At 34.6% G+C, this 18,822-nt stretch carries 21 protein-coding genes; 7 read left to right on the forward strand and 14 right to left on the reverse strand.

The window, feature by feature from the left end:
* The first annotated feature begins 56 nt into the window (after window positions 1–56).
* Complete coding sequence (locus RM541_RS04350; RefSeq protein ID WP_311498999.1) at window positions 57–755, forward strand: hypothetical protein; 699 nt, start codon at window positions 57–59, stop codon at window positions 753–755.
* 125 nt (window positions 756–880) lie between these two features.
* Here the strand turns inward: RM541_RS04350 and RM541_RS04355 are convergent, their stop codons facing one another.
* The 3 genes from RM541_RS04355 to RM541_RS04365 form a co-directional block, all read right to left on the reverse strand.
* Window positions 881–1,114: a hypothetical protein gene (locus tag RM541_RS04355; protein WP_311499000.1), complete on the reverse strand. Its 234-nt coding sequence runs from the start codon at window positions 1,112–1,114 to the stop codon at window positions 881–883.
* Window positions 1,115–1,540: 426 nt separating this feature from the next.
* Window positions 1,541–1,882, reverse strand: a complete 342-nt coding sequence (locus RM541_RS04360; RefSeq protein WP_311499001.1) for a hypothetical protein — start codon at window positions 1,880–1,882, stop codon at window positions 1,541–1,543.
* A complete protein-coding gene (locus RM541_RS04365; protein WP_311499002.1) occupies window positions 1,882–2,151 on the reverse strand; it encodes a hypothetical protein in 270 nt (89 codons plus the stop codon). Before RM541_RS04365 ends, RM541_RS04360 begins: the two co-directional genes overlap by 1 nt.
* A 913-nt stretch (window positions 2,152–3,064) precedes the next feature.
* On the opposite strand from RM541_RS04365, the gene RM541_RS04370 reads away from it, so the two are divergent.
* Both RM541_RS04370 and RM541_RS04375 read left to right on the forward strand, forming a co-directional pair.
* Entirely contained in the window at window positions 3,065–3,259 is a 195-nt protein-coding gene (locus RM541_RS04370) for a hypothetical protein (protein WP_311499003.1), read from the forward strand.
* A 479-nt stretch (window positions 3,260–3,738) separates the two neighbouring features.
* Window positions 3,739–4,272: a tyrosine-type recombinase/integrase gene (locus RM541_RS04375; RefSeq protein ID WP_311499004.1), complete on the forward strand. Its 534-nt coding sequence runs from the start codon at window positions 3,739–3,741 to the stop codon at window positions 4,270–4,272.
* Here the strand turns inward: RM541_RS04375 and RM541_RS04380 are convergent, their stop codons facing one another.
* Together RM541_RS04380 and RM541_RS04385 are read right to left on the reverse strand one after the other, a co-directional pair.
* The gene (locus RM541_RS04380) at window positions 4,273–4,734 is read right to left on the reverse strand and encodes a hypothetical protein (RefSeq protein WP_311499005.1); all 462 of its coding nucleotides are present in this window, start codon (window positions 4,732–4,734) and stop codon (window positions 4,273–4,275) included. It abuts the gene before it with no gap.
* 275 nt (window positions 4,735–5,009) lie between these two features.
* Window positions 5,010–5,363: a hypothetical protein gene (locus tag RM541_RS04385; RefSeq protein ID WP_311499006.1), complete on the reverse strand. Its 354-nt coding sequence runs from the start codon at window positions 5,361–5,363 to the stop codon at window positions 5,010–5,012.
* Window positions 5,364–5,441: 78 nt separating this feature from the next.
* Here RM541_RS04385 and RM541_RS04390 point away from each other — a divergent pair, with 78 nt between their 5' ends.
* Window positions 5,442–6,173, forward strand: coding sequence for an SOS response-associated peptidase (locus RM541_RS04390; RefSeq protein ID WP_311499007.1), 732 nt, complete (start codon window positions 5,442–5,444; stop codon window positions 6,171–6,173).
* Between the two features lie 367 nt (window positions 6,174–6,540).
* Window positions 6,541–7,659, forward strand: coding sequence for a hypothetical protein (locus RM541_RS04395; RefSeq protein WP_311499008.1), 1,119 nt, complete (start codon window positions 6,541–6,543; stop codon window positions 7,657–7,659).
* A 258-nt stretch (window positions 7,660–7,917) separates the two neighbouring features.
* Here RM541_RS04395 and RM541_RS04400 read toward each other — a convergent pair whose 3' ends face one another.
* Window positions 7,918–8,301 carry a hypothetical protein gene (locus tag RM541_RS04400; RefSeq protein ID WP_311499009.1) on the reverse strand — a complete coding sequence of 128 codons (384 nt, stop codon included), beginning with the start codon at window positions 8,299–8,301 and terminating at the stop codon, window positions 7,918–7,920.
* Between the two features lie 136 nt (window positions 8,302–8,437).
* The gene (locus RM541_RS04405) at window positions 8,438–9,904 is read right to left on the reverse strand and encodes a tyrosine-type recombinase/integrase (RefSeq protein WP_311499010.1); all 1,467 of its coding nucleotides are present in this window, start codon (window positions 9,902–9,904) and stop codon (window positions 8,438–8,440) included.
* Between the two features lie 152 nt (window positions 9,905–10,056).
* Here RM541_RS04405 and RM541_RS04410 point away from each other — a divergent pair, with 152 nt between their 5' ends.
* Together RM541_RS04410 and RM541_RS04415 are read left to right on the forward strand one after the other, a co-directional pair.
* A complete protein-coding gene (locus RM541_RS04410; protein ID WP_311499011.1) occupies window positions 10,057–10,818 on the forward strand; it encodes an MBL fold metallo-hydrolase in 762 nt (253 codons plus the stop codon).
* Window position 10,819: 1 nt separating this feature from the next.
* Window positions 10,820–11,317, forward strand: coding sequence for a hypothetical protein (locus tag RM541_RS04415; RefSeq protein WP_311499012.1), 498 nt, complete (start codon window positions 10,820–10,822; stop codon window positions 11,315–11,317).
* On the opposite strand, the gene RM541_RS04420 is transcribed toward RM541_RS04415, so the two are convergent.
* The 7 genes from RM541_RS04420 to RM541_RS04450 form a co-directional block, all read right to left on the reverse strand.
* Window positions 11,314–11,970, reverse strand: coding sequence for an alpha/beta hydrolase (locus RM541_RS04420; RefSeq protein ID WP_311499013.1), 657 nt, complete (start codon window positions 11,968–11,970; stop codon window positions 11,314–11,316). The two genes, RM541_RS04415 and RM541_RS04420, sit on opposite strands and share 4 nt — an antisense overlap.
* The gene (locus tag RM541_RS04425) at window positions 11,970–12,284 is read right to left on the reverse strand and encodes a magnetosome magnetite crystal formation protein family (protein WP_311499014.1); all 315 of its coding nucleotides are present in this window, start codon (window positions 12,282–12,284) and stop codon (window positions 11,970–11,972) included. The genes RM541_RS04420 and RM541_RS04425 overlap by 1 nt, the downstream gene beginning before the upstream one ends.
* A 9-nt stretch (window positions 12,285–12,293) precedes the next feature.
* Window positions 12,294–13,544 (reverse strand): dihydroorotase, encoded by a 1,251-nt coding sequence (locus tag RM541_RS04430; RefSeq protein ID WP_311499015.1) that lies wholly within the window; start codon window positions 13,542–13,544, stop codon window positions 12,294–12,296.
* Complete coding sequence (locus tag RM541_RS04435; RefSeq protein WP_311499016.1) at window positions 13,541–15,469, reverse strand: BatA domain-containing protein; 1,929 nt, start codon at window positions 15,467–15,469, stop codon at window positions 13,541–13,543. The genes RM541_RS04430 and RM541_RS04435 overlap by 4 nt, the downstream gene beginning before the upstream one ends.
* Before the next feature lie 48 nt (window positions 15,470–15,517).
* Window positions 15,518–16,720, reverse strand: a complete 1,203-nt coding sequence (locus tag RM541_RS04440) for a sensor histidine kinase (protein ID WP_311499017.1) — start codon at window positions 16,718–16,720, stop codon at window positions 15,518–15,520.
* Window positions 16,721–16,783: 63 nt separating this feature from the next.
* Window positions 16,784–17,992: a sensor histidine kinase gene (locus RM541_RS04445; protein ID WP_311499018.1), complete on the reverse strand. Its 1,209-nt coding sequence runs from the start codon at window positions 17,990–17,992 to the stop codon at window positions 16,784–16,786.
* Between the two features lie 61 nt (window positions 17,993–18,053).
* Window positions 18,054–18,821, reverse strand: coding sequence for a TIGR02757 family protein (locus tag RM541_RS04450; protein WP_311499019.1), 768 nt, complete (start codon window positions 18,819–18,821; stop codon window positions 18,054–18,056).
* Window position 18,822: the final 1 nt, after the last annotated feature.

Here is an 18,822-nt window from a genome sequence, read left to right on the forward strand (position 1 = left end):
ATGAAAAGAGAAGTGCGGTAAACAGACGGTTTATCGTAACAAACCCAAATTTGACCATGGCAAAACTTACTGAGCCTTGTGTAGAAGCATCTGCCATAGAGCATCTAAAACAATTTTACTCTTCAAAACACAAAACTGAAACTATTTATGCAAAGTCGCAGGCCTACACAATTCCGAAGTATAATGGTATAGCTGATGGTTTCCTTTGCTTTCATTCTCAGAAGCAAACGTTTCATTCTGTATCAATAGAAGCTAAATCATATAAAACTTTAATGAATTTAAAACCGTTTGTAAATTATGATAAACTAATTCTCCACGTTTTACTGACAGCTGTAGTAATAGGTATTAGTGTTACTTTTTTTAATTGGAGGTTTGAATGGTATTGGTTGCTTTTACTCTTCCTAGGTATCTCTATAGCAAGTTTTTTTATAATGGGCTTACCATTAGATAAATATGAACCAGATAGATATAAAACTGCTGATGTTGTTTCACAAATTAGCAGATATCCTGCAAATGAGAAGTGGATAGCAATTTCAAGCGATAGTGTAAATCTTTTAAGGAACAGGAAACCATATATAATAAGAGGATGTAGTTACGAAAATCTCTTCAAAATTTGCCAAAGAAAAGGTATTGGGTTGGTCCTAGTAAACCATTTGAGTCCGAATATTGTTCTATATCCTAAATTTCGCAAAGGGAAATTTTTGAACTGTTACAATTTCAGTCGTGAGGTAGAGGCGCATATTTCCCAATCATGACTTTGTAAAGGAGGAAAGCACCTGCCCATGTTACTGAAGGAGTAGGTTTTCTTTAGCTTCTATATGAAATCTAAAATTCTCATCTGTACCATCGACCAAAGAGGGTTGAATGGCTATAATCTCAGTTATAACTTCTTTTTGAGGAATAAATAGGTGGTCGGATAAACTCCATCAGGGGAGGTGCAGTCATAGATTATGGTAGGAGGTTTAGTCTCTCTGTTCAACTTCGATTCCACTATTTTTAAGACTTGGATATCAACTCCATTTTCAGTTTGAGTTTTAATTTGGATGAAGTTTTCATCAATGTTGATGGTTCTGTTTATTAATTCTTTTTCTCCTGTGTTTAAATATTCTGTCATGGGAGAAAAGTGTGTTTCTTGTCCGAAGAAATAACAAGAAATTAATAAAAACAAAATTAAGAAGGACAGATTCTTTATATAAATTCTTCTCCCGATTTTAATTTTAAGCATCTTTATTCACTTTAATTTTATAATGTAAACAAAAATATATATGCTAAAAAAGGGGAAAAACACCCTAAAACATAGTTGGCTTTTTAACTACATTTGATTTAATGATTTGTTGGGGAACTGTCATTATTTTAAAATGGGGGTATTGTGGGGGCAATATCCCTTTTTTATTTATGGATTATTCTTTAGTAGGAGCACTTTCTGTGGCAATATATAGCTGAAAAGGATTTCCTTCAGAATGCCATAGTAAACAACCACAATCTCATGTAAATTTGTTCTCTTCCTTCCCTTTCTAATTCTGAAGTTGAAGTTTTATTGTTAATGGTCATCTTCCTGTTGTGTTGGATTTGTTCTGCTCTCCTTAATTATACTATAAAGTTCCTTTGGTGATTTATAATCCAATTCCTTTAAATCTCTATAATTAGCTAGAAAATCTAAAATACTTATTCGAGGTATTTTACCATTCTTGGTGTTTAAGGTTTTTCTCTGAAGGTCAAGCTTTGTTAATTCGATGGCATGATTCCTCCATTGACTTTCTTTGTCCTGTTTGTCCCTTTCTTTAGCGTACATATGGGAAATAATACCTCCTGCTATTCCAATAATAAATGCAGAGAATAAGGTTGCAGAGGCTGTTATTAATGCTGCAATAATATCGTTCATTACCTTCTTAAATATCTAACCCTAACTTCAAATTCTAAACTTTGAGATTCACCTTCCGAATTGCTGTAATTAATTAAAATTTTTTCCGAAGCATAATTAGGATCAATGTGTATCATTTCATGACAAGGTGGATCATCACATTCATCCTCCTGATTATATATTATCCGATTATTTACTGAAGCTAAAATTTTATGCTTTACTTCATCCCCACCTTCAAGGACATACTCAAAGTCTTCCCCTGCAATCGGTTCTCCAATAAATTTTATCATGTTTTTAAATATTTGATATATAAACACTTATGCTTCATCTAAGATAATATTTTTTCCAAAATATTGCGAATTTAAATAGCTATATGTCTCCCATAGAAGTAATTTTATAATAATAACCTATAGAGGGGTTATAATAAAGTTTAGACCTTTCCGTCTGGATAAAAACAATCCCTGACATTCTAAAAGAGGTGCGGATACTTTATTTTAATTCCTCCTGTAGTTCTCTGGCAAGAGCTATTTTCTAAAGCTGTTTGAGAATAGAAGCCTTATGTTGTAGTGGCACAGTATAATAATTACTATAGTTAAACAGATTTAATTAAATGCTGGCAAGAAAAGTGCTGAAAATTTTCACACCCCCTAAAGAGAAAACAGGAAAACTTAATTTTTGAAATTCATTATGTAAAAACAGGTCGCAATCCACCCCTATGAGAACCCCCTCCCTTGGAACGAAAAGTGGCGTGCCCCCCCTGTTTGTAAAGTAAAGAATTTTTGATATAAAATAATGGAAGAGTAGTTCGAGTTGAGAGATTTTTCTTCTTGCACCAAGGGTAGGAGTAGATGATATCTTTTTAGTAATTAGTTCAAGAAGACAGTAAAGGGAAGAGTAAGATTCCAGAGGCCTACTAATTTTTTGGGATAGATTAAGCCCCTTCAGATGAAGTTCTGGAGTTTTTTATACAAAAATATTGAATACAGTATATGGCAAGTTACTCACAAACAAAAAGTTATTGACAGTCAGATTTAAGAATGAAATATAAGTTATTGATTATTAATAGTTTGACATCGATTATAATGTTTTTTCTGTTAATAAGAACTAAAAGATAGTTTTCAGATACATACCTGTAACCGTTATATTTGTTTCAATTACGAACTGAGTAGCTAAGGAGGTGAAACTACTCAATAACAGAAACAAATGGAATTCTTATATTTTTTTGTAGTACCCATGACAGGCATTGTAGGGACTTTTGTGGCTACTGTCTTTAGGGCGGAAGTTAGGCAATATTTCAAGAACTTTAAATTTAGTGAGCAATGGTACGGATTAGTTATGACAGTCATAGCTCTTACTGCACTTATTTTAGCAATTCTGCTTGTGGAGTATACCCCATAAAAATTCCGCAAAAAATTGTATTAGCAGCATAGTCATTCCCTTTAGAGATCCAAATAGGTTCTTCTGAGTTCATAGGAGACCCTGAGTAAGCCTTCTAATTTATCCGAAGTAATATACCGAAACATACCTAAAGCTTTACTGAGAGCCAGTATAGCAAGGGATAAGAGAAAACAACAATGAACATTGATGGGGTATTTTCCACGTTTTTCACCCCTTGACCAAACTCCTCCAATTATTTTTATTGTTCAAAACCACTCAGAAAATCCTGAGAATCCACAAAAAAACCCTAAACCTACAACAGTCTAAGGTAATAGAACACCCTCAGTAACAAAGTAATTTAATGTAGAGCTTCTTTACAATGTTCAGAAATGGGATAAATGAACATTGCGAGGGTTTATAGGTAACTAATATAAATTTTTATTCCCTAATGTTCAGAAATATATTATATTTGATGTAAATCAACATAAAAACCATATATCATGACAGGAAGTACATACATAGATTTTGACAAAGCACAAGGAGTAGGGATGAAGTTAATCAGGAGTGGTGAGAATCCTACTTTTGGTTTACTCATTATAGCAGGTATTAACTTAGGACTGAGGGTTAGTGATTTGTTAGACCTTTCTTTTAGACAATTAAGGAATGATACCATCACTATCACAGAAGGTAAGACAGGTAAAAAAAGAAACCTCAAGACAAACGATAATATAAAGGCTGCTGTCACTTACTTCTCTAAGGAGAATGAAGAGTTCCATGCCTTTAGAAGTAGAAAAGGTACAGTCTATTCTATTCAGCATGTAAACAGACTAATGAAGAAGCATTTTAAAGGTTCTAACATCACCTCACACAGCCTTAGAAAAACTTTTGGAAGAAGAGTATGGGATAATAACCAACAGTCTGAGAAAGCTCTTATGTATCTTTCAGAGTTATTTAATCACACCTCCGTATCCATTACAAGAAAATATTTAGGAATAAGGCAGGAAGAGCTTGATGATATTTATATGAATCTATAACTATTTAGAGTGATATATTTTTTTTGCTGTTTGTGATATTCTCCTAATCGCTGCTTCTAAATCTAATTCTATAGTTTCTCCCTTTTGCAGTCTAGAGAGTTCCATGTCATATTCAAAAACTAATTTCAGAAGTTCCTTTGAATTTTCATCTTCGTCTAACATTAACTCTACCTTGCTAAATCTTGAAATTAGTTCACTCGTGACAGCCTGTATTTTACTTCTTATTTCATCTGTCGATTTTTTATTGGCAAAAAGTTCTTTCCATTCTATAGTTAAATAAGTGAGCTTGATATACGATTCGATATATTCTGCCATATGGTTTCTGAAATCTTCCTTCCATTTATTTTTTGCCTGGAGTTGAATGCTGTGTCTAAGATTAAACAAAGCAAAAATACCTGCAAGAATTACAGCAAGTACAGGTATCATAATTTTAATTACATCAAGCCAAGTAACTTCTTCCATCTAGGAGTTTTTATAGGGGTCAATATAACCGTATTTTTTATTTAAGTTCATCCAATTATTATGAGTCGGTTTTCATGGATTTTGCCATAGTTTCACCTTTAATTTATACATTATATTCGCATTTATATTACAATTTTTGTTGACCTGTTTTATGGATTTAAGATTCTAAAAACAATTAGGCAAGAAAAAATAATTCCCTTTAAATTATCAGAGGTTGTGACTATTCCTTCTTACCTAGGTAATGTTTTAAGTCGAAGAGCTTCTTTTCATAGAGTTCAGGCTTCAGGCTTGATATATTTCTCTTGGGTAATCATAAAATATCTGGTTTCTGATTTAATCAAATTTACTTCAATATCTATTTCTCCCATCATTTTATATAGTTGATCCTTTATTACTTGCTTCCAAGTGCTCCTATTGCCAGAATAGGTACAACAACGCATGTAAAGGTTTTCGTCATGATCTATTACCCAGGTGCTCACTGATAATTCTATTTGGGTTTTTTGCTTATCAATGTATTTTCCAGTATAAATAAAGTCCCAATTGAAGCCCAATAGGGTATTCTTTATTCTATTTTGGGCAAACATATCGTCTTGACTTCTTAACAGCAGAGGTGGGTTGTATATCATCATAGCATTTTTTCCAAAAATATGGAAATATTCCTTTTTTTCAAGAAGAGATTATGTTATATATTTAAGGAAAATAAGCTTATGTGCTACCATACTGCATTAACCAAACGACCTGAAGTAATAGAGCAACATTTACGTATTCCATTCATAGATGTTGATGTCTATGAACCTTACTATTATCAGAACGGTTTTACTCATGATTACATGTACATAATTCCACAGAACGAAAGCACACATATTTATCCTGCTAATTGGGGTTTAATTCCAAAGTACCAATTAAATGATCCTGAAAAATTCTACAGTAACTTTAAGTACAATACACTTAACGCCAGGAGTGAGGACATCTTCAAAACTACTACCTATAAAAACCACATCCATGAACGCTGTTTGATTTATTGTGATGGATTTTTTGAGCCACATGCTCATCCAGATGGTAGTAAACAAGCCTATTTCTGCTATATTCCTGATGCAACTGAGCAGGATGGAAGGAAATTATTCTGTTTTGCTGGGCTATATTCGAGTGATGGGAGAATGAGTTACTATACAACTTTACTGACAACTGAAGCTGATGCTTTTTTCAGTGAAATACACAATGAAGCTAAAAGGATGCCTTTTGTTTTAGATGACGAGTATTTAAAGCAATGGATAAGTAATGATTTATCTGATAAGGATGTAAAAGAAATAATAAAGGAGGGCTACACGAATGATAAATTTTCAGCATATCCAGTAACAAAGGATTTTTACTCCAGAAAAAAAAGTATAGATAAAAACTCACCCAATATTTTGAAAGAAGTTCGAACCACCTTGTTTTAATCCCTTCTATAGTTTCTTGACATAAGCTATCTCTCAAATTAATTACGTTCGTAAAAAAGAATAACCATCCCATTAAGATACAGGTGCAGGAACAGAAAAAGTGGTATCTCCCTGCTTTCTTAAAAATAACAATTTGAATTAAAAAAATGAGAAGCTTCTTTCTTTTTAAGGTTTAATTCCATTGAACTGATAAGTCTCTCCTAAAAAATAAAGAAGAAAAATGAATACCTAAAAATGGGTATTTTTATGCAAAATGCTGTTTTTGAGAATTCTACAGATGATTTTTAATGTAATTTTGTTTTATCTTCCTAAAAAATTAGATTAATTTCAAAGTGATTAAACCATTCTGTAATAAAAATGTATACCTATGAAAAAATCAATATTACTGCCGTTGTTTATTTTTTCGATCAACTTTTCTTTTGGTCAGCTAACCAATAGCGCAGAATTCACCTATGCAAATTTCTATAATGCTACTAGTACAAATTTTAATTTGAATACCTCTGGAGCAACAATTGAGTTTTTAATAGATTCCACGCAATTAAGGTATAAAGGTAAAGTGACAGGGGAAATCACCGCTGAAAAAATAAACGGTCACTTTATTAAATTTGGTTTAACTGAAACTGATAAATTTTTAAAATTAAATGATGTAAACTTTGAAGAAAAGAATGGAATTCAAGTAGGATATAGTTTTGTGCATTCCACAAATAAATTTTTTGATGTTGAAAATGATGTATACAGAACAAACGATCTATGGACATATAAATTCGATTTAACTGTCGGGTATAAAAGATTAAAAGTTCTAAATCCTATCAGTTTTAAAAGTTCTATAGAACATCCAATTACAGGTGCACTGGAAGGTGGAATCGGTTACTACCTTTTTAACTGGCATCGAAAAAACATGATTCTTTATCCCCAACTTAATGCAGGTGTTGATTTTGTGACTTATAATAAAGAATCCTTAAAAAGATCATTTATTAATTCCAGTGACATAGAGAATGCGGGTGAGTTTATAGTTTCTTCGAAAAGTTTTCAAGGTGCATTTGGAGATTATAAAAACAATGTCCAAACATATTATTCTTCAATCTCGTTACCTCTATTGTTTGATTACCATTGGAAATATTTTCCCAAAATAATGCTAATACCATATTCAGGTGTACAAAAATACTCATATATAAAAAATCCTACCTATAATATCGGTGGTTCAATTAATTTATTGGCAAAAAATTATATTGAGAAGCCTGGAAAAACTAACAAAAAGCTTCTAGAACCTTATCTACAGAAAATTTATGATGACCCAAATATATCTAATGAAGCGAAAGAAAGGATTAGACAAAATATTGATTCTTCAATTCAAATTGAAGAAAATAACATTTCTAGAACATTAAAGAATCCTACGTTTTTAACCTTTGGGGTGGATTGGATTTTTCAAGAGGAGAGGAATCCAAGTAAACCCAATTTTTTCATATCTGGCGGGTTTAGTTTATAGCAATAACTGAATATTAGTAATTTTTGTTGAAATATTATTTTAATTTCTTTTACTGTCGTGAACCAGTACTTTAAGGGAGAGAGGATATCCTCACACAGCCTTAGAAAAACGTTTGGTAGGATAGCGAGGGGCTCACGATAGAAAAATAGACAAAGCTCTTCTGAAGCTCTTCCAAGCATTTGGTCATAAAGATGTAGCTACTATAAGAACCTACTTAGGTGCACAGCAGGAAGAGATAGATGACTTATGCATGAGTGTCTAAGCAGATAGACTCCTGAATTCAGTAGTGAGACTTATTTTAGTTTCTATATCTAATTCAGGGTCTATGGATATCTTCACAAATTCATCAAAGTAGGAGCTTTTATCTACCTTCTTCAATAACTTCTCAATAAACCTTTGGTGAGTTATTCCACCTACTTTACCTAAATAATGGAAGGTATAGGTCATTTGCTTCAATGCTTCATACCATTTCTTTTCTCTTGCTAAGATATCTGCCATTTGGTGGTAGAGCATGTACCACATTTCATGACCTTCTTGAACAAGTTTTAGCATATACTCATTAGCTTTTCTCCATGCCAAATCATACTGCTTTTTCTTCTTCAGGTCTATGACTTCTAAAATATAAATTTCAAAATTATTCATAAAAGTAGACTTATAAATTTTCTCTAAACCAACCCTTTATAACATCATATCAGCCTATTACATGCTTTAAAATGGATTTTCTTTAGTCAGTGACCTACTTACTTGATCCTTCTGAACATTCTTTATCTTAGTACTCTCAGATCGTCTTTGTCATAATCCTGCTAAACTCCTCTACAACATCCATAGCATCATCTGTCACAAGCTTCTCCCTGTAGTGTTCAGTAATTTCTAAAGAGGAGTGACCAAGAGCAAGACTGACATGGTGAAAATTTGCACCTGCTTCAAATAACCTTTGAGCAAACACATGACGAGCTTGATGATTAGTCACAGGAGTTTTAATATCACATTCCTTTCCCATTATTCTTAGTCTGTAGTTGAAATGTTGTTTTGCATTTTGAGCTTCACTATAAGATTGACCATCTCTAAGCATTGGATGAACAGTATCTTCAGGATATTTATCTTTAAATTCAATTATTTGATTACCTAGAATACTCAGAAGAATATCCTCATTAAATATTAAATCTCTTTTCATTCCTTCTATAAGCTGCTGTAAAGTAATCTTTCTTTCTTCCTTCTTACTTTCCTGCTCAACTAACGTATGCCACTTATCCATTAAATCAGCAAAAATATCATACTTAAATTCACTAAAGCTCCTAAGCTCAATCTGACTTTCCTCATCAATAGCTTCTTTTAATTTTTTCCTCATGTTTTTCTGCTTCTTTTCAAAAATTCGAAAGGAATTTACAGCACTTTTATCATATAATTCCATAAAAGGAATAAGAAACTGTAGAGCATCCAAGGTGAGTTTAGTCTTCATCAAGGTTTTGGTTTTATTCATATTAAACTCTACATAGTAGTTACCATTAATTTCTTTAAAATTTTTCCACTTAAGAGTGACGAAATCAGAGACTCTCATGCCACTAGCATACATCATGAATCCAAATGCTTGCTGTACTAGATAAAAGTCTTCCTTCTCAGGTTTATAGCCAAAAAACTTTTCTACCTCATAATATTTTAGGACTGGTAAACTTCTCTTCTCCTTTTTCTTTTTGAGTCCTCTGAAAGGGCTTATAGTGTAGGAATGATATCCATGTGCATCTGCATGAGTTAAGAAGTACTTGAAGACTGTGAGGTATTCATTAGCAGAAGAGTTTGCTACATTTTCTAATAGATATCCATAGTACTCTTTAACAAAGAAGGTATCTATGTCTTCAAAAGCTATGTCATCTTTATCTTTAATTTTTAAAAAGTCTCTAAGCTTGTTCAAACCATTATTTCTACTTCTTTTAGTTCCTTCCTGTGAAATTACTTGAATGACCTTTTTAGCATATCTGACAAAAGACTTACCTTTTACTTCTTTCTTTTTCTTGACAGTATTGTATTGAGCTTCAGCTTTTACTTCCTGAATTTTCTCATTTATTCTATCTGAATTAGGTTCTTTACTCTTGACATATTGTTTGTCAGCATTCCAATTACTAACTTGCACCTTAAATCCTAAAGGAGTGTAGGTAGGTTTTCTATCCTTTGTAGTTCTAAGCTTTAGATAACCTTCTTTATCCTTAGCATATTTTTTAATTAGAACAATTTTATGAGTAGTAGACATAAAAATAGTATTGTGATTCAAAGATAGGGATAAAATAACGTGTATAACAAATAGACTCCGAAAGGGGTCGTGTGTAAAACATTTTTAACTTTAACCACATAGTATTCAGATAATTGTATATCTAAATATTTTTGTGATAAAATAAACACTTCTTGAAGGTAACATTTTTAGGCACAGGAACATCACAGGGTATCCCAATTATAGGTAGTGACCATCCCGTTTGTTTAAGCCAAAATCCAAGAGACACACGTCTCAGGGTTTCGGTTTTGGTGGAATGGGCAGGTTATAATCTGCTTGTAGATTGCGGACCTGATTTCAGGTCCCAGATGCTGGCCAATCACGTAAAAAAGCTGGATGCGATTATTTATACCCATGAGCATAATGACCATACGGCCGGCCTCGATGATATTCGTCCCTTTTTTTTTAGGCAGGGTGACATCCCTATTTTTGCTCACAAACGCGTACTGAAGGCATTACGTAGCCGCTTCGATTATATATTTGCTTCAGAAAATAAATATCCCGGAGCTCCGGGAGTTACAGAATTTGAAATAGAAAATAAGCCTTTCATTTTTGAAGGATTGACTATAACTCCCATTGACTTTAGGCATAACCGGCTTCAGGTTTTTGGGTTCAGGTTTGAAGATTTTGCATACTTAACAGATCTAAAGTCTATTGAAGATGAAGAGGTAGAAAAGCTTCGGGATGTGAAGGTTATGGTGGTAAATGCGCTGCGCAGGGAACCACACCATTCTCATTTTAATCTTGAAGAAGCCCTGGAATTTATTGAAAGGGTGAAACCGGAAACAGCCTATTTAACGCATATTAGCCATCTGCTGGGTTTTCATGACGAGGTTGAAAAGGAACTTCCTGAGAACGTTCACCTGGCTTATGATAATCTTAAAATAGAAATTTAGCATGCGGAGTAAAATATTGATGTATTTATTCATTTTCACGCTCTTGTTTACCATATTTATTTATGTAAATGATAAAAAAATTCTCGATGCGCGGGACGAAAGTATAGCTGGTCTTGAAAATCAAATTGCTGAGGTACAAGGAGAGCTGGACTCGCTGAAAATGTCAGGTACTGAAACTGATTATTTTTCGATTGATCGAAACGAGGACGCGTTTAATTACTTTGAAGAACGGGGAATTTCACCTGAAGATGTAAAACTAAAAATTCAGGATAAACTAATTAGTGGAAACAGTGCATCCCAGGATAATCCGTTCGTTCCATTTGCAGGAATGGAAGGGAATATGAGGATTAATAAAATAAAAATTGTTAATCACAAATGGGTGTTGGCAGACTTTACCGACGGTACTTACTGGGGAGAAGTTTTCTTCAGCTACTCTGTAGAAGAAGATGGTGAAGTTTCTCTTGTTCCGGAAAAATCATTTTTATATCCACTGGACTAAATCCTCTTTTTTAGCCACTCCTGTAATTCAAAAAAGTTCTGCGGAGCCACACCGTGACCAACAGGAAATTCAGAATATACATTTTCGATTTTTAGACTATCGAGAAAAGGCTTTGTTCTTCTCGCCCATTGCACAGGGAGAACCTGATCCTGTGTACCATGGGAACAGTAGAATGATAAATGAGAAAAATCATTTTTTTCGTAACCTTCTTTCATAAGGTCTTCATTAACATATCCACTTAAAGCAATCACGTTTTTCACTTTTTCAGGATAAGACAGGCTTGCAGCATAACTTAAAATACTTCCCTGGCTAAAACCTATAAGGGTAACGTTTTCAGGATCTACGGGATAAGCAGCCACAGCTTCATCTATAAAACGGGAGATCGTTTCCCTGGATTCCCGTGCCTGATTTTCATCGCTGAATTTTCCGTCAGTATTATTCCAATGGATAGCGAACCATGCGTTTCCGGAAGGTTGCATTGGGTGTGGAGCGCGCACAGAAATTACAAATAGTTCTTCGGGAAGTTCCCCGGCAAAAGAAAACAAGTCATTTTCATTGCTTCCATAGCCATGGAGCATGATTGCCAACGGAGCATTTTCAGTCTTTGTAGAAGATTTTATAAGATGATGTAAGGATAAATCTGCAGTCGTCATTAAGTAATACTTTTAAAAATTGTTTGAAAGAAATTACCAACAAGAGGAATTTCTTTTTGTTCACCCTTTATTGCAATTATTAGACCGTAAGCCCAGAGAACGAGCACGAAAATGTAAAAAGCTGTCGGGATCATATATCCTGTAAACATAGAAGCTAATACTCCCATTAGATAAAATAATAAATGTGTACCAAGTGCCTGCCTGATATGGAAACTTGCCACAGGATCTTTCTTGTCAAGATTCATAAAGTAGGCAACTACGGTTCCTATAATAGTAATATAGGCTGTAATTGCTGCTATTTTTCCTTCTTTCATATTTAAAATTCAGTAGGTAATTAGACCATTTTTTGAAATAACACCGTAGGCTTTTCCTTTTAATTGATTTCCAATAAAAATGCTGTTTTGGGAAGTGGAAAAAATGTCTTCTTTAGAGAAGTTGTATTTATCTTCAGTAGTAAATAAGCTAAGATCTACTCTTTCTCCTTCTTTAATTCCGGATTCGTTTATGTTGAACCTGTTTTTTCCTGAAGTAAGGAGCGAAATAGCTTCTTCTGCAGAAAAAATATTCATTAGCGCTCCATAAGCAGATTCAAGTCCAATGGTCCCATAAGAAGCATTTTCAAACTCTACTTTTTTATGTTCAATATCTATGGGTTGATGATCGCTCGTAACCATATCTATCGTACCGTCTTTAAGGCCTTTTATCAGTGCTTTTATATCTTTTGAAGTTCTCAAAGGAGGCAGCACTTTCGAGCTGGTATCGAATTCTTTTAGTAGTTCGTCTGTAAAAATCAGGTTGTGAATAGCGACACTACAGGTTACATCCAGTCCCTTCTTTTTGGCGTCTTTGATTAGCTTAACCGACTTTTCTGTGGAAATTGTGGGAATATGAAGTTTCCCACCGGTGTATTCAAGGATATACAAATCCCTAGTAATCTGGAGTTCTTCAGCAAGATTTGGAATTCCTTTTAGCCCTAGAGAAGTGCTGTGGTGATGTTCATTTACCTGTCCGCTCCCGGCTATTTTGTTTTCCTGCGGAAAAGACTGCACCAGCGCATCAAAATTTTGTGCGTATTGCAGGGCAATTTTTAAAAGATTCGGATTTCTAACCGCACTTTTGTAATCTCCAAAAGAAGCTGCTCCGGCCTGTTTCATATCATAAAGCTCTGCTAGGTCTAATCCTTCACTTTTTACGGTTAAAGCGCCTGTAGGAACCAATGTTACCGGGTGGTTGGCAGCTTTTGATATCAAAGAATTTACCGCGCTGTTATGGTCAATGACTGGAGAAGTACTGGGGTTCACGCAAACTGTGGTAAATCCGCTTTTTCCTGCGGTATCAAGTCCGTTCGCGATAGTTTCGCGCTCCTCAAATCCCGGTTCCCCAAAACTTACACTACTGTCAAACCAGCCTCTGGAAACGTGCAGATTTTCTTTAGAGATTTCCTTCTCTGCCTTTTCTTTTAGAGAAGCACCAATTTTTTTAATGATACCATCCTGGATAAGAATATCAACCTTTTTATTATTAAAATCCGATTCTTTATCGATGACTGTGGCCGATTTTATAAGTAGCTTCATTTAAGGTATTTTAACAGGAGCATTTCCACGATTAGAAAGATTAATGCAAAAATAACAAACCATTTCCAAAGCGCAGTTATTTGCCTTACTGCATTTGTATTTTCAAAATAGTTATTGATGTTGTCGTAAATTTCGACATTTTCGAAATCTTCAGGATTAATATAATTCAGATTACTTTCGTGGCGGCTGTAGTTATAACTTACGTTCTCAATTATATTATTTCTGTAATTAATTTGGTAATTTCCAGCCACAGCAGGTAGTTCAGAGGTGTTTATTCTAATTTTTTCTGAAAAAGCTTGTTGCTGCGGAATAAAATTGTCTTCTTCTGAAGTAAGATGAACAACTTCATCATTTTCTGAAGTAACCGGAATATCAATTAGGTTATTTTTACCAATTTCGTAATAGATTTGCCTTGCCTGTAGCGCCATCCTGCCCATATTGTAAAACGTGGGAACGACTAAAGGTGACTGCTGAAAATTGCCATTTTTTGCACCTGATGCTGAAGTAAATAAAAACAACTGGTCACTTTGCGTGAGAAACGGTGCATTATCCTGATATTCTAGAACTGGCGATCCAGGCCGATTTAATGTAAAATAGGATTGTACTGAAGGATATTCAAAATTCTCTACCTGTTCTTCAAAAACTGAAGTGTATAGGGGATGATCAAAGCGGATATTTGTAATTTTTCGCTCTTCACTTTGGAAAGCTTCAAAAGCTGGTGCTCCGGAATTTTGTAAAAATGTATTGTAAGAGGCAATTTCTGCATCAACTGAAGGGATAAGAACCACAATTGCCCCTTCCTCCATTCTCTTTTGAAGAATAGTGGATAATGAAGGGCTAATTTCCTTCAATTCATCCAAAATAATGAGTCGTGAGCTCGAAAGCTGATTGTAATCTACTCCGGAAAATGGAAAAACTGCAAGATCAAATTCGGGTTCGGTATAAATTCTTTTCAAAAATGAATCGGAATCTTTAGAAATAAGAGCAGCCTTAATTTTGGCAATTTTCGGTATGCTAAAGAACAGTTCGTTGTCGTATTGGAGTCCGTTATCTTCAATTTCTATTTTTCCGTCACTTATAGAGTCATTGGAAAGACTAAAAGTTACTTCAGCCTGGTTATTTTCGCTAAAGGCCACTGAGGATTTCCCTATGAGTTCGCCTCCTGCCATAATAGCGACGGGAATCTGATCTTCATTGGTTGAAGAAGTACTTAATTGCACCTTCAGGATGATATTTTCTCTGTCTCTTTCAGCAATAAAAGCGGAATCGAGGCTGATATTCGTAATATTTACAGGCTGGTAGGGGAGAAGTCGAAAATTGAAGTTTTCGGCATCAGGCTTTACAGGAAATTCGGAATTTTGCTGAAAATCTGAAATTACAACCAACTCCTGATCGTCTGCCGGATTTTCCTGAAAAAATCTTTCAGCTCTTAACTTGAGGTTTTCAAAATCCAGCGGAGTAGCAGTGTAATTTAAATCCTGTAAAATTCTCTGACTTTCTGCTGTTTCGATATTAAAATAATCTTCATCATTAGTAAGCAAATTAAGAGTTTCCTCTTCAGGTAAGCTTTCAAGTACACTTTGAATAGCAGCCGGTAATAATTGACCTTTTTGGCCTGTAGCCTGCATGCTAAAAGAATTATCCAGGTAAATAAGCGTGTTTTTCGATCTAAAAGCTTTAGTAGAGGCGGGGAGGTAAGGTTGCGCAAAAGCAAAAATCAAAAATCCCAGGGCGAGTAACCTCGAACAAAGGACCAACCACTTTTTCACTTTGGAACTCTTTCGGGTTTGTCTGGAAATTTTTTTCAGAAACTTTACGTTTGTAAATTCCTCCTTCTGAAATTTCCGTAATTGAAAAAGGTGAACAATAATTGGAATAATGAGCAAGAAAAGGGCAAAAAGAAGTTCCGGGTATTTAAAATACATGCTCGGCTTGAATATTTTTCAAATATAGGAAATGAAAACTATTCTAACCTAAGTACGCCTGATCTTAAATGAAAATTTACTGCCATCTCCAGGAACAGACTGGACCTCAATTTTCCCATGCATATTCTCCACAAGTTTTTTTACCGTGGCGAGGCCAATTCCGGTGCCGGGATTCCCATCCCTGTCATTTTCATCCAGGGTGGTAAAAAGATCGAAAATTTTTTCCAGGTCTGATTTAGAAATTCCTTTACCGTTGTCTTTAACTGCAAATAAATAAAAGTCATTGGTCTCGTCAAAACCTATATCAATTCGGCGAACTTCTTTATCGTTGTATTTTAATGCATTGCTTATAAGGTTCATAAAAACCTGAGTTAAAGCAGATTTGTTGACGTTGTGCAGCGTAACATCTTCAGGATATGTAATTTCAATATTTTCGGAAACCTGATAGAGATCAGAAACTTTTTTGAGAAGATCGCCAAGGTCGACATTTACATAATCTTTCTCGCTAATATGGTCACTTCGATAATAACCCAGGATTCCATCTACGTAATTACGAAGAGAATAAGAAGATTCTACCAGGTACTGCAAGTATTGTGAAGTATCCTCATCGAATTTTCCTTCATTTTCGTCTTTTAAAAGTTCAGAAAGGGAGATAATATTAGCCAGGGGGGATTTAATATCATGGGAAACCACGCTTGTAAATTTTTCCAGCTCCTGATACTTCAGCTTCAGCTTTTTCTGAACCTGGTAAAGCTTGTTATTTTGTTTTCTGAACTCAAAAAGATTAAGTGTTTGATTTGCAATTGCTTCTAAAGAACGTTGTTCGGTTTGAGAAAAATCATGAGGCTCAGTATCCAGAATATTAAAAACTGCAATAACATCACCCTTAGGGTTAAAAAGAGGAATTCCGGCGTAAAACTGAAAATCTTTTTGATAAAGTTTATTTAATTCTTCAAAAGCATCGGGAGCATCCTTCTTGTGGAATACAGAAATTTCGTAAGGTTTGCGAAGCGTTCTTTCTAAAAGATCTGTTTCATGAGGTATTTCAGCTATAGAGGCTCCAAAAATAGATTTAAACCAGATCGATTTTTTACCAATAATTCCTATTTGAGCAATAGGAACCTTACATACTTGTGAAGCGAGAAAAGTTAATTCCTCATAATCTTTATCCACCTCTCGTTTTACGAATTTATATTCCGCTAGAGAAGACCGGCGGTTATTATTCTTAGTTGTAGAAGTTTTAAAATTCATGCCCCGATTTTTGCCTGCTGTTTATACTCGCAACTGTAAAACAAAATTTTGGGGGTTAAGAAGTTAAGTTGCTAATATTGTAAAAGTAAATTTAGTGCCTTTTTTTAATTCTGACTCGATTTTAACAGTGCCCCCGAGGTTTGTTACCAATTTTTTAACAGTAGAAAGACCTATCCCATGTCCATTATTACCTTTCCTATCTGTTATGGAGAGGGTGGAAAATAGTTTAAAAATAAGTTCCTGTTCCTCCTGTTTCACGCCTATTCCGTTATCTTCTACAGTAAAAACGTAGTAATCTGGGACTTCTTTAAAACCTAAATTGATCACGATTTTTTCCTTATCGTTATACTTAAGGCTGTTGCTTATCAGGTTTAAAAGTATTTGCTCCAGAGCCGATCTGTTTACTCTGATATTAACATTTTTCTTCGGGAAATTTATCTCACAATCTTCTTCTATTCCTAAAAGATCAATGATATCCTCCAGAAGATTATGTAAATCAATTTCCTCAATTTCTACTTTAGCCAGCTTTTCACTTTCGTAATAATTGAGAACACCTGTTATATAATCGCTTAGGTTTAGTCCCGATTTTTTAAGTTGATTGAGATATTTCACCCCTTCTTCCCCAATAAGGTCACCATACTTTTTTTTAATTACATCTGCGGTAAGTACCATGTTGGCTAGCGGCATCTTCATGTCGTGCGAGACTACTCCTGCAAAATCTTTTAAAAGAACATTGTGATCATCTAAATCCTGTCGGGCTTTTTCGAGAAGGAAATTTTTATGCCTGGCCTCAATAAGGATTTCTACCTGCTTTGCCAGTGCTTTTAATGCTTTTATTTGATTCTCATTTAATTTGTTAGGTTTAGTATCTATAACGCAGAGGGTGCCCAATGGCACTCCGGCGCTGTTTACCAACGTCATTCCCCCATAATATCTAATAGCCTTTTCTCTACCATTTGCTAAAGGATTATCATGAAAACGTATATCTTTATGGGAATCTTCTACCTCCATAAAATTTTGAGGCTCCATGATTGCATGACCACAAAAAGAAACATCTCTGTCTGTATCACAAATATTTGTTCCTATTTTAGATTTAAACCATTGTCTCGTTTCATCAACAAGGGTAATTAAAGAAATAGGCATACCGCTAATATAAGAAGCCAGTTCGGTAATATTATCGAATTCTTCCTCAGGATCGGTATTTAAGATGTTTAGTGCGTAAAGAGCTGTAAGGCGCTCTTCCTCATTCACAGGAACAGGAGGATGAATCATGCAATCAGAAAATTAGAGGTGCGTATCATATGCTAATATAGTAAAAATTCTTAAAAATGTGTTAATTCAATTTTTCGAATACCCCAAGACCAAAAAGGGCAAAATCATATTTTACCGGATCGTTTGGATCTAAGGTTCTTAAGACGGTATCGAGTTCCTGAAGTGCTTTTGCATCGTTTTGTTTCCTCTTGAGCAGATTCAGTTTACGGGCAACATTACCCGAGTGAACATCCAAAGGGCAGGACAGTTGGGAAGGTTTTAAAGTATCCCACAACCCAAAATCTACTCCGCAATTGTCTTTTCTCACCATCCATCTTAAATACATATTAATCCTTTTTGCTGCGGAATTCTTTAAGGGATCACTCACGTGTTTTTCAGTTCTTGACAGATGAGGAAGTTCAAAAAAGATTTTCTTGAAGTGATGAATTGCAGGCTGAAGGTTATCTGTTTCAGCATATTTGCTAAAGATTTTTTCTATTCCCGAATGCCTTAAGTAGATATTCTGAAGTGCTTTTATAAAGTATTCTAAATCCAAACCGTTAAACGTGCGATGGACGAAATTTGCCATTTTTTTGAGGTCATCTTCAGAATGATTTATGACAAAATCATGCGGACTCCTTTCCAGAAGGTCCATTAACCGGTTGGCATTGTTTAGGATACTCTTCCGGTTACCCCAGGCTATGGTTGCAGTCAAAAAACCGGCAATTTCAATATCCTCTTGTTTAGAAAACTGGTGCGGAATCTGAACCGGATCGGTTGCAATAAATTCCGGGGTATTATATTGTTCAGCCTTAAAATCAAGGAAAGACTTTAACTCGCTTTTTTTCAAT

The sequence above is a fragment of the Autumnicola psychrophila genome (genome assembly GCF_031846645.1).
In the GTDB taxonomy this organism is placed as follows: domain Bacteria; phylum Bacteroidota; class Bacteroidia; order Flavobacteriales; family Flavobacteriaceae; genus Autumnicola; species Autumnicola psychrophila.

Bases quoted from the DNA above. Each gene is read 5' to 3' on its own strand.
- RM541_RS04415 (WP_311499012.1), top strand. From the start codon at position 10,820: ATGCGGAGTAAAATATTGATGTATTTATTCATTTTCACGCTCTTGTTT.
- RM541_RS04365 (WP_311499002.1), bottom strand. From the start codon at position 2,151: ATGATAAAATTTATTGGAGAACCGATTGCAGGGGAAGACTTTGAGTAT.
- RM541_RS04370 (WP_311499003.1), top strand. From the start codon at position 3,065: ATGGAATTCTTATATTTTTTTGTAGTACCCATGACAGGCATTGTAGGG.
- RM541_RS04380 (WP_311499005.1), bottom strand. From the start codon at position 4,734: ATGGAAGAAGTTACTTGGCTTGATGTAATTAAAATTATGATACCTGTA.
- RM541_RS04355 (WP_311499000.1), bottom strand. From the start codon at position 1,114: ATGACAGAATATTTAAACACAGGAGAAAAAGAATTAATAAACAGAACC.
- RM541_RS04390 (WP_311499007.1), top strand. From the start codon at position 5,442: ATGTGCTACCATACTGCATTAACCAAACGACCTGAAGTAATAGAGCAA.
- RM541_RS04395 (WP_311499008.1), top strand. From the start codon at position 6,541: ATGAAAAAATCAATATTACTGCCGTTGTTTATTTTTTCGATCAACTTT.
- RM541_RS04440 (WP_311499017.1), bottom strand. From the start codon at position 16,720: ATGAATTTTAAAACTTCTACAACTAAGAATAATAACCGCCGGTCTTCT.
- RM541_RS04400 (WP_311499009.1), bottom strand. From the start codon at position 8,301: ATGAATAATTTTGAAATTTATATTTTAGAAGTCATAGACCTGAAGAAG.
- RM541_RS04420 (WP_311499013.1), bottom strand. From the start codon at position 11,970: ATGACGACTGCAGATTTATCCTTACATCATCTTATAAAATCTTCTACA.
- RM541_RS04445 (WP_311499018.1), bottom strand. From the start codon at position 17,992: ATGATTCATCCTCCTGTTCCTGTGAATGAGGAAGAGCGCCTTACAGCT.
- RM541_RS04350 (WP_311498999.1), top strand. From the start codon at position 57: ATGGCAAAACTTACTGAGCCTTGTGTAGAAGCATCTGCCATAGAGCAT.
- RM541_RS04385 (WP_311499006.1), bottom strand. From the start codon at position 5,363: ATGATGATATACAACCCACCTCTGCTGTTAAGAAGTCAAGACGATATG.
- RM541_RS04430 (WP_311499015.1), bottom strand. From the start codon at position 13,544: ATGAAGCTACTTATAAAATCGGCCACAGTCATCGATAAAGAATCGGAT.
- RM541_RS04360 (WP_311499001.1), bottom strand. From the start codon at position 1,882: ATGAACGATATTATTGCAGCATTAATAACAGCCTCTGCAACCTTATTC.
- RM541_RS04375 (WP_311499004.1), top strand. From the start codon at position 3,739: ATGACAGGAAGTACATACATAGATTTTGACAAAGCACAAGGAGTAGGG.
- RM541_RS04405 (WP_311499010.1), bottom strand. From the start codon at position 9,904: ATGTCTACTACTCATAAAATTGTTCTAATTAAAAAATATGCTAAGGAT.
- RM541_RS04435 (WP_311499016.1), bottom strand. From the start codon at position 15,469: ATGTATTTTAAATACCCGGAACTTCTTTTTGCCCTTTTCTTGCTCATT.
- RM541_RS04425 (WP_311499014.1), bottom strand. From the start codon at position 12,284: ATGAAAGAAGGAAAAATAGCAGCAATTACAGCCTATATTACTATTATA.